We start from the raw sequence: 16,772 nt of genomic DNA on the forward strand, positions 1-16,772 counted from the left end.
TATTGACATAAAAATAAAATAATATAAAATATTATATATATAATTATTATTAGGAGCTATTATGAATATTATTAAAAGGTTACCCACGCCTATCTCTGGTTTAGCATTAGGTTCGGTTGCACTAGGAAATTTACTACAATCATATTCCACTTCACTACAATTATTATTTAATCTATTATCTTTGATAATAGTTGTACTTTTAACTATAAAGTTTACATTAAATTTCGATGAACTAAAAAAGGAAATGAAAAAACCTGTTATAGCAACTGTACTGGCAACATACCCAATGAGTATTATGCTTTTAAGTTCATTTTCAAAAAAATTTATAGGTGTTTACAGTATACCCTTTTGGATAATTGGAATCTTTCTAGATTTTTTTGTTGTATGTTATGCAATTTATAATTTTATTCTGAAAGAAAGGCATATTAAAAATATTTATCCAACTTGGTTCATTACATTCGTTGGACCTGCTGTTGTAACAGTAACAGCAATAAATTATAACTTAGAAACACTAGGTTTAATTTATTTCTATTTTTCATATATTAACTATTTAGTATTATTACCTTTTGTTCTTTATAGAGTTTATAGGTATAAACATTATAATGATGGAGATTATCCTACTATTACTGTATTTTCAGCACCTGGTGGACTATTACTGGCTAGTTATATGATTGGGATTACGCAAAAAAGCAATATAATATTAGCAATATTAATACCACTTACAATATTATTGTTTATTTTTGTCTTAATTCAATTACCTTATCTACTAAAAAGAAAATTCTATCCAAGCTTTTCTGCTTTCACATTCCCATTAGTGATTTGCGCAATAGCATTTCAAAAAACTGGAATATACTATCAAATAGCTGAATTTTCTATTTTGAATATTTTAATTCATCTAAGTGAATTACTGGCGATAATTATTGTAATTTATGTATGGTATGGGTTTATTAAGAATTTATTTTATTCAAATTAACGTCAAAAAGACACGATTAAGTTTAAACTTAATCGTGTCTTTTAACCTATTATATAAAGTTTATCTACTTACTCTATAACTTCTTCGAAGTTCTTGATAACATCTTTTAACTCTAATTCTAAGATATAACTAATACCTTTTTCTTGCATTGTTACACCATATAAAGTATCCATAGCTTCCATAGTTCCACGTCTGTGCGTAATAACTAAGAACTGATTATGTTCAGCATAAACTTTTAAGAATTTAGCAAATCTATTAACATTCTCCTCATCCAGTGCCGCTTCAACCTCATCAAGCACTACGAATGGAGGATTTTTAACCTGTAATATCGCAAATAATAAACTTATTGCAGTTAAAGATTTCTCTCCACCTGATAATAATGAAAGGTTTTGAAGTTTTTTACCAGGAGGTGAAGCTTCGATTACTATCCCAGTATTTAATATATCATTCGGTGATTCCAATGTCATGTCTGCATAACCACCTTTGAATAATTCTTTAAATATTTTATTAAAGTTCTCTGCTACTTGAACAAATGTCGTTAAGAAGCGTTCTTTTACTTCTTTATCAATCTCTGCAATAGTCTCTTCAAGTTTTTCTTTCGCTTCTACAAGATCGGTAATTTGCTCATTATAGAAATCATAACGTTCTTTAACCTCTTCGAACTCTGCTATAGCATTTAGGTTAATATTACCTAAGTCTACTATCTCTTTACGAAGTCTTACTACATCATCCTTATACGAAGGTACTTCTTCAATATTATCAGCAGTCAATCTATCAGATACACTTTCATACGTTACATTATAATTAGAAACAAGATTTTCTAAATATTCATCAATCTTGACTTCGATCTTCGTCTGTTCTACAGTTAATTTTTCAAATTCTGAAGTTTTCTGACGTAAGCTTTCGTTATTTCTTTGTTGAGCTACGGTAATTTCTTTTTCTCGCTTGAATAACCCTGTTTTTTCCATGTCAAGATCAGATAGTAACGTCTTAAGCATCGCTAAACGTTCACTACACTCAGCAATTACTTTAGAGTTATTTTCTAATATCTTTTGCTCATCTTCCTCACTTAAAGACTCAGCATCTTTAGACATTTCTAGTCTTGCTAGTTGCTCGTTTACATCTGTTATATCAGCTAATAATGATTCTATTAACTCTAAACCATGCTTAGTTGTTTCCTCTAATTTTGATTTTTCAATCTTAAGTTCAGCAATTTTCTCTAAGAACAATTCTTCAGCACTTTGAGCATTTTGTTTCTTACTGCTTTCTTCTTTAATTTTCTCATCAAGTTTTTGTAGTTCTGCTCTAATCTTTTCAAGGCTTTGAGTTAATTCAACAATATTACTCGTATTATCTTCAGTATCTTTGAATTCTAGTAATTTTTTCTCATTTAATTCTATATTTGCTTTAATATCTGCAATTTCAGATTTTTTATGATTTATGCTTAATTCTAATTGCTTAAGTTTTAAAATCGCCTCTTCTTTCACAGATTTAGAATTCAGAATTTCATCCATTACTTCTTGTTGTTGACTCTCTAATAGATTCTTCTCATCAGCTAATTTCTCGATCTTATCATTGATTTTAACAAGATTTTGTGAAAGTTCGTCAAGTTCAGCCTTATGTTTAATAGATGAGTTGTTATTCTTATTAATAGCACCACCAGTGATAGATCCACCACTATTAATGATTTGTCCATCTAGTGTAATAATTCTATTTCTAAAATTAATCTTACGAGCTATTCTATTGGCATTATCCATATTATCTACAATAATAACAAGCCCCAATAAGTGAGATATTATGTTTTTATACTCACTATCAACAGTGATAAGATTTTCAGCAATATTGATAAATCCTTCTTCATTTACAACTGTTCTATAAACATCATTCGCTATAGCTTTTGCTTTAATATTATTTAATGGTAAAAATGTAACCCTACCTTTATTAGTTTTCTTTAGATGATTAATACATTGTTTAGCAACATTCTCATTCTCAACAATAATATTTTGTTGTGCTTGCCCTAAAGCAATATCAATAGCAACAGCATACTCGTTTTCAAATTTTACAATATTCGCTACACTATTGTGAACACCATCTAGAGTATCCTTATTAGCAAGAATTTCTTTTACTCCAATATTGTAAAAACTTAAATTATTAATCTGATCTTCTAAAAACTTCTTACGATTTTCCAGGTTACTCTTGAAGTTATATCCTGTACGAATTTGATCTTCGATATTTTTTCCGTTTGAATTAATTAAAATATTTTTTTCAACTAATATATCGAGTTCTTTTTGAAGATTAGTTAGCTGTTCATTTAGAACTTTTTGTTCTTCGGTAGCAGCTGTAAGCTCTTCCGTTTTTAAAGCTAAAACTTGTTTTTGTCTTTCTATATTTTCTAGAATTTCTTTACTGTTTTCATCAGCACTCTCTAGATTTTTCTTAGCGAACTCTATACTATTTTCCAGTTTAGTTTCTTCGTTTATTAAACTATAATAGTTATCTTTTAATTCTTCTATATTTCTTTCAATTAATTCTAGTTTACTCTCTTCACCTGATTCTAAAGAAGAGATTTCTTTATTAATCTTTTGAATTTTACTTTTAGTTTCAGCATTCAGATTTTCTCTTTCCGCTAACTTACTCTCAAGGTTTTGCTTTCTTTCCTCAAGATATTTAATATCATCGTTAATTTTTTCACTTCTCAGAGTTCTATTATTTTTTCTTTCCTCAATAACGCTCAATTGCGATTGAAGAGATTCTTTCTTCTGAACCAATTCTAACTCTTCATCATGATATTTCATGTAAGTTCTATCTAGAGAAACTAAACTATTCTTAATAGTCTCTAAATCTTTAATAAGTTCTTCTTGTCTACTTTCAAGTCCAAGTTTTTCAGATTCTTTCTCATGTTTAACTTGTAGTAAATCTGCAAGTCTTTTTTGATATTCAGCTATATTATAAACATTTAATAATATATCTTTTTCTTCAAGTTCTTTAGAATAATCTAGATATTTTTGTGTTTTATTCTTTTGATCTTCTAAGATTTCATAACGACCTGAAATTTCTGAAAAAATATCATTTAACCTCATCAAGTTATCATTTGTTTTTTCTAATTTTAGATTAGTTTCTTTTTTCTTGTTTTTATACTTTAATACACCTGATGCCTCTTCTATAATTGCTCGGCGATCGACAGGTTTAGATGAAATAATATCTTCTACCTTACCTTGAGTAATAATACTATAACTCTCTTTATTAATACCAAGGTCTAGATACATATCTGTAATATCTTTTAATTTTGCACGTTTATTATCAATGTAATACTCACTATCACCATTTCTATATAAACGTCTTTTAATTTCACAACTATCTTCTCCGTTAGAAAATGTTACCGCTACTTCAGCAAAGTTTTTTCTTTTCGCATCTTCAGTCCCCGAAAAGATAACATCTTTCATGCTACTACCACGTAAATTTTTAGCAGATTGCTCCCCTAAAACCCAACGAATAGCATCAATTATATTACTTTTTCCCGAACCGTTCGGCCCTACAACACCAATTAAATTATTTTTAAATTCAAACGTTGTCTTCTTCTGAAAAGATTTAAAACCAGTAACTTCAACCTTTGCTAATTTCATCTCTTTTTCCTTTCATTAATTTTAAATATCTTTATAGCCAAGCTTTTCTAATGCTTGTTTTGCTGAAAGTTGTTCAGACTCTTTTTTTGTAGTAGCTGTCCCACTTCCATACTGTTTACCACCAATTAGAACTGCACTTGTAAAAGTTTTAGAATGTGATGGTCCACTTGAATCAAGTACTACATACTCAATCTCACCCAATTTAATTTTTGAAATATACTCTTGCAATATAGTTTTATAGTCAACAAAACTATGATATTCAAGATCTTGAACTTCTGTAAATAATGTATTATTTAAAAAAGTTTTTACAACATCTAGATTTGACTCAAGGTACATTGCCCCAGTGAAAGATTCAAAAATATCAGCAAGTAAAGCTGCTCTATTTCTTCCACCCATCTTTTCTTCACCTTTTCCTAGATAGATACATTTATCTAAACCAAGCTGCAAAGCATATTTAACCAATGTTTTTTCACAAACAATAGATGCACGCAACTTAGTTAGTTCACCTTCTGGAAGCTCTGAAAATTTCTTAAATAAAAATTCACTTGTTGTAAGTTCAACAACAGCATCTCCTAAAAATTCCAAACGCTCATAATTCAGGTGTTTCGCGATTCTTTTCTCATTAGTATAAGAAGAATGAGAAAATGCATTTTTAAAATTTCCACTGAATTTTAAGTTAAAACCATACTCTTCATTCAAATTATTAAGTAATCTTTCTATATATGTTCGCTCCATAATAGTTCTCCTTTCTTTTATTTTTAGGAGAAACTCAACAATTTTACTCAAATTCATCAAGTCTCTCCCCTAAAATTATTCTCATTATTAAAATACGTTATTAATCCAATAAAAACTCAGAGAATACATTATTTCCATAGAATAGTCCTTTTCTAGTCAAACGAAGTTTGTTACCTTCAATCTCTAAGTACCCTTCTCTTATGTTTTTATCAATCACACCTTTGAAGATTTCTTCAGCTCTTCTTCCATATTTTTCTTCAAAAATATCTAAATCCACACCTTCTAAAAGGCGTAGACCTAAGAACATTTCCTCTTCTATTCTCTCCTTAGGTGTTACTGTATTCTCTTCACGTCTAGCATGTCCCTTCTCTAACATACTGTCGATATAGAATTTTAATGCTCCTTGATTAGCATAACGCACTCCATCAATATAACCGTGTGCGCCTGCCCCAAGACCATAATACTCTATATTCTTCCAGTAGCTGCTATTATGAACACTCTCATGACCAGGTCTAGCAAAATTACTGATTTCATACTGCTCATAACCATTTTCTGTTAAGAAATTAATAACCTCATTGTACATCTTCTCTTCAGTTTCATTTGAAGGCAATGTAACTTTCTTATCTCTCACCTGATTATAAAGCTTAGTCTTCTGTTCCAAAATCAATGAATAACATGAAATATGACTAATATTGTACTCTGCAACCTTCTTCATACTGTCATATAAGTCATCCATAGTTTGCTTCGGTAGTGAAAACATTAAATCTACATTAATATCCTCAATGCCATGTTTTTTACAATTAGCAATCGCCATGTCTACATCATCAGCAACATGTCCTCGCCCAAGAATTTTTAACAACTCATTATTAAAAGTCTGAACCCCCATGCTAATTCTATCAACTCCGTAGCCCTTTACCAAAGCAACCCGAGAATCAACAAGATCCTCAGGGTTAGCTTCAAAAGTAAATTCACGCAGTTGTTGTGGAATTTTATTTCTTAATGCAGTTAGCAAACGGTGAAGTTGTTCATCACTTAATGCACTCGGTGTTCCACCACCAATATAGATAGTTTCAACATTTTGAATGTTTTCCATACTCTCGATCTCTTTAATTAAGCAATCTATATACTTATCAACAGGTTGTCTTTGTATATAAAACTTGTTGAAATCACAGTATGAACAAATATACTTACAAAATGGAATATGAATATATACTCCGCGTGGATAACTTTTCATTATTCTTCGTCCATTTTCAGAACAGCCATGAAGGCATCTTGAGGAACTTCTACGCTACCAACAGCTTTCATTCTCTCTTTACCTTTTTTCTGTTTCTCTAATAGTTTACGTTTCCTACTAATATCCCCTCCGTAACATTTAGCAAGAACGTTTTTACGCATCGCTTTAATAGTTTCACGAGAGATAATTTTATTTCCAATTGCAGCTTGGATAGGAATCTCGAATTGTTGTTTTGGAATAAGTTTTTTAAGTTTTTCTACAATAACTTTACCACGTTGGTAAGCAAATTCTCTGTGAACGATGAAGCTTAAAGCATCGACTTGTTCACCATTTAATAGAATATCCATCTTAACAAGGTTACTATCTTTATATCCAGTTAATTCGTAGTCGAATGATGCATATCCTTTTGTATTAGATTTAAGTTGATCGAAGAAATCAAAAACGATTTCTGATAAAGGTATATCATAAGTAATATTAACCCTTGTATCATCGATATATTCCATATTTAAGAAGATCCCACGTTTCTTCTGACAAAGATCCATAACAGCACCTACATAGTCATTTGGTACCATAATACTCGCCTTAACAAATGGCTCAGTAATCTTATTGATTTTTTGTGGGTCTGGCATCTCTGATGGGTTTGATACATCTACCAAAGTTCCGTCAGTTTTTTCAACTTTATAAATAACCGATGGTGCAGTAGCGATGATATCAATGTTAAATTCACGTTCAATACGTTCTTGGATGATTTCCATGTGTAACATTCCTAAGAATCCACATCTAAATCCAAATCCAAGTGCTTGTGACGTTTCTGCTTCATATTGTAAAGCAGAGTCATTAAGTTCTAATTTTTCTAATGCTTCACGTAAGTCATTATATTTTGATGAATCGATTGGATATAATCCACAGAATACCATTGGATTTAATTTTCTATATCCAGGTAATGCTTCTTTAGCAGGATTATTCGCTAATGTGATTGTATCCCCTACACGAGTTTCACTTACATTTTTAATAGATGCACAGATAAATCCTACATCCCCTGCAGTAAGTTCATCAACGATTTTCTCTTTAGGTGTGTGAATACCAACTTCAGTAACCTCGAACACACCGCCAGTAGCCATCATCTTGATTTTATCTCCAGCTTTTACAGTTCCGTTCTTAATACGTACTGAAACGATAACTCCTCTATACGCATCGTATAATGAGTCAAAGATTAACGCTTGAAGTGGTTCCGCAGCATCACCAGATGGAGCTGGAACATATTCTACGATTTGTTCTAAGATCTCATCAATACCAATACCCGCTTTAGCTGAAGCTAGCACGATATCGTCAGTTGGTAATCCAATTACATCCTCGATTTCAGTCTTAACTTTTTCAGGATCCGCTGCAGGTAAGTCGATTTTGTTAATAATTGGAATAATTTCTAAATTATTGTCTAATGCTAAGTATACGTTAGCTAAAGTTTGTGCTTCTATACCTTGAGCAGCATCAACTACTAAAATAGCACCTTCACATGCTGCAAGAGAACGTGATACTTCATATGTGAAGTCTACGTGTCCCGGTGTATCGATTAAGTGGAAAATATACTCTTCCCCGTCTTTAGCAGTATATTGTAATTGAACCGCATTAAGTTTAATTGTAATACCTCTTTCACGCTCAATATCCATTGAGTCAAGAAGTTGTGCTTTCATCTCACGTTGTTCTAACGCCTTTGTTTTTTCTAAAATTCTGTCCGCAAGAGTCGATTTCCCGTGGTCAATATGTGCAATTATAGAAAAGTTCCTTATTTTCTTTTGCCTTTCATTTCTTTTATCCATTTTATTCTTCCTTTACAAATCTTGTTTTTCTACGTAGTCTTTAGCTGTATAATACGAAAAACCATCCCTTATTAGCTTTTCAATCAGCTTTTGTTTAAGCGCATATCCTTCATATCTTCGACTATAACTTTGATAAGCTCTTCTAAAATGCTCATCCAATATTTCATCTTCATTTTCATCCTCATAGTCTTCGAAAAATATGTCAAACACCTTTCTTATTATATCAGATGTAAAGCCATTTGTATAAAGTTTTTGTGTTATTTTTTGAACTTTTTTATTTTTCGTCTCTCTTCTCACTTTATACTCGCGTTCAATAATTTTATAAAGCATTTCAATCATTGCTTCTTCTGTACAAATCTTAGCGATATTATCTTCAATAACATCTTTATCCAAGCCTTTTTCTAACAATTTTCTTTGTATCCAATAAGGACCCTTTAAATTCAGATTAAAATAATCTGTTACCGCAGCTTCTACATAGTGATTATCATTCAAATAACCAATTTCTATTAACTTTTCTATCACTTCATCTATAACATTATTAGCAATCTCTTTCTTCTGAAGATATTCTCTTATATCCTGCTTAGTTCTTAGACCAAATTGTAAATAATGTACTGCTTTACTATAGGCACTTTCTACACTTTCATGGGCTATGATCTCTTTTAGTTGCTCTTTTGATAAATCTATTTTTTTTATAAGTCCATACTTAATTATCGTATCTTCAGAAACATAAAAATGTTTACCATTTTCCAAATCTATTTTATACTTAACTTTTAGCTTTGTTATATTTGTAACTTGCAAATTCACACCTACTTTCTACATTTCTCGCTAAAAAACTCTTACTCTTAATTTTATCAAAAATCACTTAAAAAAGGAAATGTTAGAAAAAAAGATTAACGAAATCTAACTAGTACCAAAAATTAGTTTCGTTAACCTTTTCCTTTTTATTTACTCTAAATTTATATCTAAACCTAAATTGTAGAGTTAAACTCAAAAAATTCTAGATAAATAAAAATCTTCTTATCTATCTAGAATTCATGTTTTTAAAGTTTATATTTAGGATCTTTCTTTCTTAGCTCTAATTCTTTATCCGCAAATTCCTTTACATCATCTTCACTATCGACGATTTCTTTAGCATATTCCTTTACATCAGCTTTCAAAGACTCTCCTTCTACAACAGAATCTTCACTTAAATTATCTAAGATAGCTTGATCTTTTTTAGTAAATTGTCTATTATCATCATGTTTTTTTATTGCTAATCTTATCATTTTACGACGTAAAAATGTTTCCTTCACTATATCTTGATGACTTCTTGTCCATGATAAAAATAATACAAATAATAATACGATACCCATATATCCTAATGCGGGATACGCATAAGAAATTAAATCTTTGAACCCAGCAAAACTACATAGATATCCAACAACAACTATTATAATTATATTAATTTTCAACTTCTTATCATCATTTGAAGAAAAACGTTTCGCTGTTGCATAAAATAAACTAAAAGCAGTATTAAAGATTAAAGCAAAAATAACTAATGCATAAAAAACAGCCAACCACGGATTAATATCCTTTACAATTTTTAATATCGGTATTTCAGCATCTATTATATCAGCACTATTAGCAAAAAGAGTTGCTGTTGCGAACAGAATTAAAACCCCTACCATTATACCACCAAGAGCTCCACCTTTTTTAGCAACACCTATTCTTACGACTGAGCCACCTAGAACAAATGCCATAGACACACCAGTTAACACGCAAAGAGAGAAGTAGTTAATTACAGATATCCAAATATTTGGCATCGAAGATGGAATAGTTTTAGAAACTTCATCCAACATACCATAATCATAACTCTTCCCTACAAATGTATAAATTGTTATTAACAATATCAATACAAACACTATCGGAGTGAAAATCCCTAAAATACTAGTTATCTTCTCAAAATCCAAAAATGCCACAATTACTATCATAACTGCACAAAGAAGCGCTCCAACCCAATTCGGTATTCCAAATTGTTGCTTTAAATTCGATCCAGCTCCAGCTAACATAACAAAACCTATAACAAAATTAGAAATTATTAAAGTCCAGTCAATTATCTTATTTAAAATTGGTGTAGTTATTTCTCCAAAAACTTCTTGGTGATTATCAGCTTGATAATAAGAGCCTAATGTCAATATAATTTTCCCAAAAATCATATTCAAGATTCCTAAAACTACAACACCAATCAATCCTACTTTACCAAAACTTAAAAAGTATTGTAGAATATCCTGTCCTGATGATAAACCTGCTCCAACTATCACACCAACATAAGCTAGTGCTATTCTTAATGATTCATTTTTCATTTTGACCTACCTTTCTTGCTATATACTACTTATAAATATCTTTTATTATGGGAGTGACTCAAAAATCGTGATTTCTAGAAACAAGATTTTGTCGAGTCACCCCCGCACAGTTTATTAGATATCTAAAAAGCTTTCATAAAGCGAATTTAGATATCAATAAACCACTGCGTCTATGAATTATCATATACACTTTTTTTAAAATTTAGGACTTTTGAGTCAGCCTCCCTCGTGTTTTCTTATCTTTTCAATATCCAGCTACAACCTTATCATGTATTTTTATTACTGTAATAAGTACGATAAAAATTTACAATATCGATTACTTTTTAAAAAGAATTTATCGCATGAAGAATAAAGTTTTCTTAATAGCATATTATTCCATAATACAATTAAAGATAAAAAAAATCAAGAATGAAGACTCAAGAGATGAAAAAATAATTCAAAACCTTAATAATAACTCTAAACAATACCATAAAAAAAAATTAAAAAACCTTGTCATATCAGTAGAAAATAAAAGATTAAACATCATAGGAGAACACACGAGTAACTAACTTAAGAATTTTCTTATATTTTTAAGTTTATACACTGATATAATTTTATCAAAAATTACATAAAAAAGGAAATGGTAGAAAGAAAAAAATTCCCAAACCATAAGACTTGAGAATTTTTATTTTCAACTAAGATACTACGTTATTTTTTAATTAATCCTTCTTTTTGTAGATATTCTTTTGCTACATCATATGCAGGTTTACCTTCAATATCTACTTTGTAGTTCATTTCAGTCATTTCTTTTTCTGTTATTTTTCCAGCAAGTTTATTTAAGATTTTTTCAAGTTCAGGATGTTTTTTCAATGTCTCTTCCCTTAATAACGGTGCCCCTTGATATGGTGGGAATAAATGTCTATCATCATTTAATAATTTAAGCTTATTAGTTATTATTTTACTATCCGTTGAGAATACATCGATAATATTTACATCACCATTTGAAATAGCTTGATATTTTAACGCTATTTCCATAGTTTTAACATTAAGATTCAAGTGATAAAGATTTTTAAGTCCTATACCACCATCTTCTCTATCATTGAATTCTAATGAGAATCCAACTTTTGAAGAATTTTCTACTAATTTTACATCTGAAATGTTATTTAATTTATTTTTATTTGCAAAATCTTCTGTTACGGCTAAAGCATAAGTATCCTGGAATTTTGTAGGTTTTAGGTACACAAGATTATCTTGTTCGAAAATTTTATTTTTAGCAACTTCATAAACCTCATCAGGATCATTAGAAGCAACAGTCTGAGGTGTTTTTAATAATGTTGTAGTAACTGTACCTGTAAATTCTGGATAAATATCAATACTTTTACCTTTTAACGCCTCATATAAGAAGCTTGTTTTACCAAAATTAGGTTTAACCTCAACATCAATATTAGTCTCATCTTCTATTAAAAGTTTATACATATTTATTAATATCTCAGGTTCTGCTCCTATTTTACCAGCTATTATTAGTTTATCATTAGACATTTTTCCAATTGGAAGGAAACTGATAGTTAAAGCAACTACAGCTGCAAGTAATGAAGCTAAAATAGTTTTCGGTTTTTTATCTTGTAAAAATTTAATTAATAATCCAAATAGAATCGCTAATATTGCAGATGAAATAGCTCCAATTAAAATTAATGCTGAGTTATTTCTATCTATTCCTAGTAAGATAAATGAACCTAATCCCCCTGCTCCTATTAAAGCGGCAAGAGTTGCTGTACCAATTATCATAATACTCGCAGTTCTAACACCACTCATAAGTATTGGCATAGCCAGTGCAAGTTTAAATTTTTTCAACTTCTCTAGTTTTGTCATACCAAAGGCTGTTGCAGCTTCTTCTAGCGATGGATCAATCTCCGATAATCCAGTAATCGTACTTTGTAGTATTGGGAATATTGCATATATTACCAATGCCACGACTGCTGGTAATGTCCCTATACCCGTAAACGGAATAAATAAACCTAGTAATGCAAGAGAAGGAATAGTTTGGAAGATACCCGTAATTTGTAAAAACCATTCACTTGTCTTTTTATTTCCTGAAATAATTACCCCTAACGGAACTGCTATAAAAATTGCAATAATAAGTGATAATAATGAAATTTGAAGATGTTCATATAAACCTGTTATCCAATCACTTTTTCTTTCTAAAAATGTACTTACTAAATTCATTATTTATTCCCCCTTGCAAAAAATTCGCGAACAAAGTCATCCGCAGGGTTTTCTTTTAATACTTCTGGTGTAGCAATTTGAACTACTTTACCTTCTTTTAAAACACAAATTCTATCAGCAAGTTTCATCGCTTCATCCATATCATGAGTTACAAAAACTGTTGTTCTTTTATACTCATCATGTAGTTGTTTTATTAAATCTTGAAGTTGAACTTTACTAATAGGATCTAATGCAGAAAATGGTTCATCCATCAGTAGAATTTTAGGATTAGCGATAATTGCACGTAATATTCCTACACGCTGTTTTTCTCCTCCAGAAAGTTCCTTAGGAAGACGATTCATATAATGCTTCGGATCCAATCCTACTTTTTGAAGTAAATCCTCCGTCTTTTCTTTAATTTCTTTTTTATCAAAGTTTTTCATTTCTGGAATTAACGCAATATTTTCTGCAACCGTAAGATTCGGAAATAGTGCAATTTGTTGAAGAACATAGCCAGTTTTAAGCCTTAATTCTCTTAAATCATAGTCTTTCAATCTCTTATCTTCAAAATAAATATCACCATCAGTTTGTTCTATCAATCTATTTATTAATTTTAATGTTGTTGTTTTTCCACTTCCACTTGGTCCTACAAGAACAAAAAATTCTCCTTCTTGTATTTCAAAATTTAATCCGTCAAGTATTAAACCATTTGTGGAACAGCATAATGAAACATCGTTATATTTAATCATTTTTAAAATTCTCCTTTCGAAACAAGTTTTTCAATATTCAACTTCATATTATCATTAAATATCGTAAAATATTCTATAAATAATTCTTGTTGTTTACTTGAAAGTTTACCTATTGCTTTTTCTTCAGACTCTCTAAGTGGATCCAAAATTTTTGATGCATATAAATAACCTTCTTTTGTTAATTTAACTATTTTTTCTCGCCTATCTTTTTCTTTCTCCTCAAAATAAATATATCCTTTATTCTTAAACGTCTTTATAGCTGCGCTAACTACTTGTTTCGTAGAATAGGTTTTTTCACAAATAGTGTTTTGAGTTATCCCATTTTTTGTATAGTAAAGACAACTTAATATTAATAATGATTTGCCTTGCAAACCATTTTTTCTAGCATAGTACTCATATAATGAGTTGTTTTCATCTTTTTTTCTAGAAAACATATTTGAGTTTTTCAATAGACTATTCATTTATAATCACTCCCTATCTAAAGCCACAATTATTCTCAGTAATAATACTTTGGATATACTCTTCATCTTAAAACTTCAAAGGTATTTTTTGTTTTTTCATTTATTCTTCATTTTTATGAACAATGGAAAGCAATTCCAAATCAGTAAAATCTTTTGACTATTATCTTATTAAAAAACTTATTAGTAATTTTTTAAATACTAATGAGTTCATTCTACCTCTATAGTCTACAATTGTCAATAATTTAGTTTTCATGAAAATAGACAATCGATAAATATTTTACCAATTGTCTTAAAATTTTATTAAATTCATATTTAAAAATATTAACGCCTATTTGTTCTCTATCCTTTGTTTTATCTTGTTATAGCGACGAATAACATTGATACGTTCCAATAAATATGGTAATAAAATAATAACAATAATAATAGAATTTATTACTTTATTTAATGTTTCTCCAAAGAATCCTATCAGTAGTCCTTTATTTATAATTGAGATACATAGATAGATACAACACAGAATAACTGTCCCTAAATTTACCATCCAGAATATTTTCGTGTTGGTCTCCTTAGAACTAAAATGCTCTATCTCTTCATCTGATAACTTTGTTAAAAGTATTTTCTCTTTTTTTATCATCTCTCTAGATATTCCAAATACTATCTCAAGTAAAAAATACAGAATATCATCGAAAATACTTCAATAATAATTTCTAAATTCATTATATCCACCTCCATTTAAATTTATTATATCACATTGCCTGTAAAAAAATTACCCACATGTAACTTGCATAAAAAAGTGTTATAACTTAATCTTCGTCACAGATTATACGAATCAGAATATAAGCATCACTAAAAATGGAGAAAGGCCCATCTTTCGATGAGCCATATATTATGAAAAAAAATATTATTAAGTTTTGTTATATTTATATTATATATCTCTTACCTTATATGAACTTTATACTATAATTAAAATGAAATTAAAGTTGAAAATTTTTGAAAAGTTTTTTCAAAAAAACAATCCTTAGATAAAGAATATATTATACTGATTAAAAACTAAAAACTATTCCTGAAATGGAGAAAGGGACTGATAGAATAATCAGTCCCATATATTATGAAAAAAAATATTATTAAGTTTTGTTATGTTTATATTATATATCTCTTACCTTATATGAACTTTACACTATAATTAAAATGAAATTAAAGTTGAAAAATTTTGAAAAGTTTTATTAAAAAAACAATCCTTAGATAAAGAATATATTATACTGATTCGAAACTAAGAATTTTCTCGTCCTTTTGTCCTTAAAATTCTAGTTTCTGTAGCATGTGTTATTCGTACATTCTATCTTCATCCTTTGGATTTGATAGAATTACGACTAACCGATAAAAAAATATTATTGTAACTAATTATTTTAAATTCTATCTTAAAAATCAACCTGAAAATGGAGAAAGGTCCATCTTTCGATGGACCATATATTATGAAAAAAAATATTATTAAGTTTTGTTATGTTTATATTATATATCTCTTACCTTATATGAACTTTATACTATAATTAAAACTTACTTAAATTTATTATAATATATATATTAAGTAACAAACTTCTATTTTTTAGATAATTTTTCTAATTGAGCTATTTCTTCTGATTTCTTCCATGGTATTACTTTCTTTCCATCTTTATTTAATAGATTTCCATTTTCATTAAAATTATACCCACCCCAGAGATGTTGAACTAAAAATGATCCATATCCACGTGCAGCAACTCCTCCAAATCCGCCTAATAAAACTGATCCTAAAATTGTTGGAAGAGTTTTTCTATTCAAACCTCTAAATTTATATATTTGTCCCACTGCTCCTTTTTCCTCCTCATACCACATTCCTATAATATCATTTGAATCAATAAAATTATGTATTTTTGGATACAATATACTAACCTTTACTTTTTCATTAAATGATAAAAATTTATAAATATTTGGTCCATTATAAATGTACGCACACTTTATTCTTAAATAATCAGTAACACATGATAAAGCGTATTGCACATTCATTGAGCCCAGTGAATGTCCATATAAATTAATTTTAGCCTTTGGATACTTTTCTATTATTTCATTTAAATAATCTGCAGAAGCTTTTAACTGTCCAGTTACGCCTTTTTTCTTCATTAACCTTTTCATAAATAATACTATATTATTCTCAATCCAGTCTCTTCTCACTTTATTCGCATTTCCTAAAATTATTCCAAATGGATTGGCAGATCCTCTATATATTATAGTAATTTCCTTTACTTTTATCCTTTCATCAATAGGCGCAGAAAAAAATACTGTTGGTCCATCATTAACAATAGTATATATGTATTCTCCATTATCACTTCTATTATTATTAAAATCAATAACTTTACCAATTTTAAAACCAGACTTTGTTTTAACTACTTCACCAATTTTATATTTTCTATATGCTAACTCTGCTATTTCTTTATGTATTTTATCTGTTTTGTACATTCTTTTTTCCTCATTATTTAAATTTTCTATTCAGATAATTTTCCGATTTTTATTATTTCCCTTTATTATTAAATAACTACAAAGAATATTTAAGTTAAATCATTTACGCAAGTATTCCGTACTTTTATTTTAATATGTTAAATATAGTACTTACAATTTTTTTTACTTTT

11 protein-coding genes are annotated in these 16,772 nt (G+C 29.1%); 1 reads left to right on the plus strand and 10 read right to left on the minus strand.

Annotation, left to right across the window (positions count from 1 at the left end; all coding sequences use genetic code 11):
* The first annotated feature begins 61 nt into the window (after window positions 1-61).
* Window positions 62-973: a TDT family transporter gene (locus tag O3801_RS02415; RefSeq protein ID WP_371453962.1), complete on the plus strand. Its 912-nt coding sequence runs from the start codon at window positions 62-64 to the stop codon at window positions 971-973.
* A gap of 68 nt (window positions 974-1,041) precedes the next feature.
* Here the strand turns inward: O3801_RS02415 and smc are convergent, their stop codons facing one another.
* The 10 genes from smc to O3801_RS02465 form a co-directional block, all read right to left on the minus strand.
* Window positions 1,042-4,596 (minus strand): chromosome segregation protein SMC, encoded by a 3,555-nt coding sequence (gene smc, locus O3801_RS02420; RefSeq protein WP_371453963.1) that lies wholly within the window; start codon window positions 4,594-4,596, stop codon window positions 1,042-1,044.
* Window positions 4,597-4,617: 21 nt separating this feature from the next.
* Complete coding sequence (rnc, locus tag O3801_RS02425) at window positions 4,618-5,331, minus strand: ribonuclease III (protein WP_371453964.1); 714 nt, start codon at window positions 5,329-5,331, stop codon at window positions 4,618-4,620.
* A gap of 100 nt (window positions 5,332-5,431) precedes the next feature.
* Window positions 5,432-6,565: a radical SAM family heme chaperone HemW gene (gene hemW, locus O3801_RS02430; RefSeq protein ID WP_371453965.1), complete on the minus strand. Its 1,134-nt coding sequence runs from the start codon at window positions 6,563-6,565 to the stop codon at window positions 5,432-5,434.
* Window positions 6,565-8,382: a translation elongation factor 4 gene (gene lepA / locus O3801_RS02435; RefSeq protein ID WP_371453966.1), complete on the minus strand. Its 1,818-nt coding sequence runs from the start codon at window positions 8,380-8,382 to the stop codon at window positions 6,565-6,567. Before lepA ends, hemW begins: the two co-directional genes overlap by 1 nt.
* Window positions 8,383-8,394: 12 nt before the next feature.
* The gene (locus O3801_RS02440) at window positions 8,395-9,180 is read right to left on the minus strand and encodes a RecX family transcriptional regulator (protein WP_371453967.1); all 786 of its coding nucleotides are present in this window, start codon (window positions 9,178-9,180) and stop codon (window positions 8,395-8,397) included.
* 242 nt (window positions 9,181-9,422) lie between these two features.
* A complete protein-coding gene (locus tag O3801_RS02445) occupies window positions 9,423-10,724 on the minus strand; it encodes a YkvI family membrane protein (protein ID WP_294683573.1) in 1,302 nt (433 codons plus the stop codon).
* A 687-nt stretch (window positions 10,725-11,411) separates the two neighbouring features.
* Window positions 11,412-12,926, minus strand: a complete 1,515-nt coding sequence (locus O3801_RS02450; protein ID WP_294682862.1) for an ABC transporter permease/substrate-binding protein — start codon at window positions 12,924-12,926, stop codon at window positions 11,412-11,414.
* Window positions 12,926-13,654 carry an ABC transporter ATP-binding protein gene (locus O3801_RS02455; protein ID WP_371453968.1) on the minus strand — a complete coding sequence of 243 codons (729 nt, stop codon included), beginning with the start codon at window positions 13,652-13,654 and terminating at the stop codon, window positions 12,926-12,928. The genes O3801_RS02450 and O3801_RS02455 overlap by 1 nt, the downstream gene beginning before the upstream one ends.
* Window positions 13,655-13,656: 2 nt before the next feature.
* Window positions 13,657-14,115, minus strand: a complete 459-nt coding sequence (locus O3801_RS02460; protein WP_371453969.1) for a MarR family winged helix-turn-helix transcriptional regulator — start codon at window positions 14,113-14,115, stop codon at window positions 13,657-13,659.
* 1,593 nt (window positions 14,116-15,708) lie between these two features.
* Entirely contained in the window at window positions 15,709-16,602 is an 894-nt protein-coding gene (locus O3801_RS02465; protein WP_371453970.1) for an Mbeg1-like protein, read from the minus strand.
* Window positions 16,603-16,772 lie beyond the last annotated feature (170 nt).

The sequence above is a fragment of the Gemella sp. 27098_8_149 genome (assembly GCF_041433745.1).
Classification (GTDB): Bacteria; Bacillota; Bacilli; order Staphylococcales; family Gemellaceae; genus Gemella.

Coding starts and splice junctions, on each gene's coding strand:
- smc (WP_371453963.1), bottom strand. CDS start 4,596: ATGAAATTAGCAAAGGTTGAAGTTACTGGTTTTAAATCTTTTCAGAAG.
- O3801_RS02460 (WP_371453969.1), bottom strand. CDS start 14,115: ATGAATAGTCTATTGAAAAACTCAAATATGTTTTCTAGAAAAAAAGAT.
- rnc (WP_371453964.1), bottom strand. CDS start 5,331: ATGGAGCGAACATATATAGAAAGATTACTTAATAATTTGAATGAAGAG.
- O3801_RS02415 (WP_371453962.1), top strand. CDS start 62: ATGAATATTATTAAAAGGTTACCCACGCCTATCTCTGGTTTAGCATTA.
- O3801_RS02465 (WP_371453970.1), bottom strand. CDS start 16,602: ATGTACAAAACAGATAAAATACATAAAGAAATAGCAGAGTTAGCATAT.
- lepA (WP_371453966.1), bottom strand. CDS start 8,382: ATGGATAAAAGAAATGAAAGGCAAAAGAAAATAAGGAACTTTTCTATA.
- hemW (WP_371453965.1), bottom strand. CDS start 6,565: ATGAAAAGTTATCCACGCGGAGTATATATTCATATTCCATTTTGTAAG.
- O3801_RS02455 (WP_371453968.1), bottom strand. CDS start 13,654: ATGATTAAATATAACGATGTTTCATTATGCTGTTCCACAAATGGTTTA.
- O3801_RS02445 (WP_294683573.1), bottom strand. CDS start 10,724: ATGAAAAATGAATCATTAAGAATAGCACTAGCTTATGTTGGTGTGATA.
- O3801_RS02450 (WP_294682862.1), bottom strand. CDS start 12,926: ATGAATTTAGTAAGTACATTTTTAGAAAGAAAAAGTGATTGGATAACA.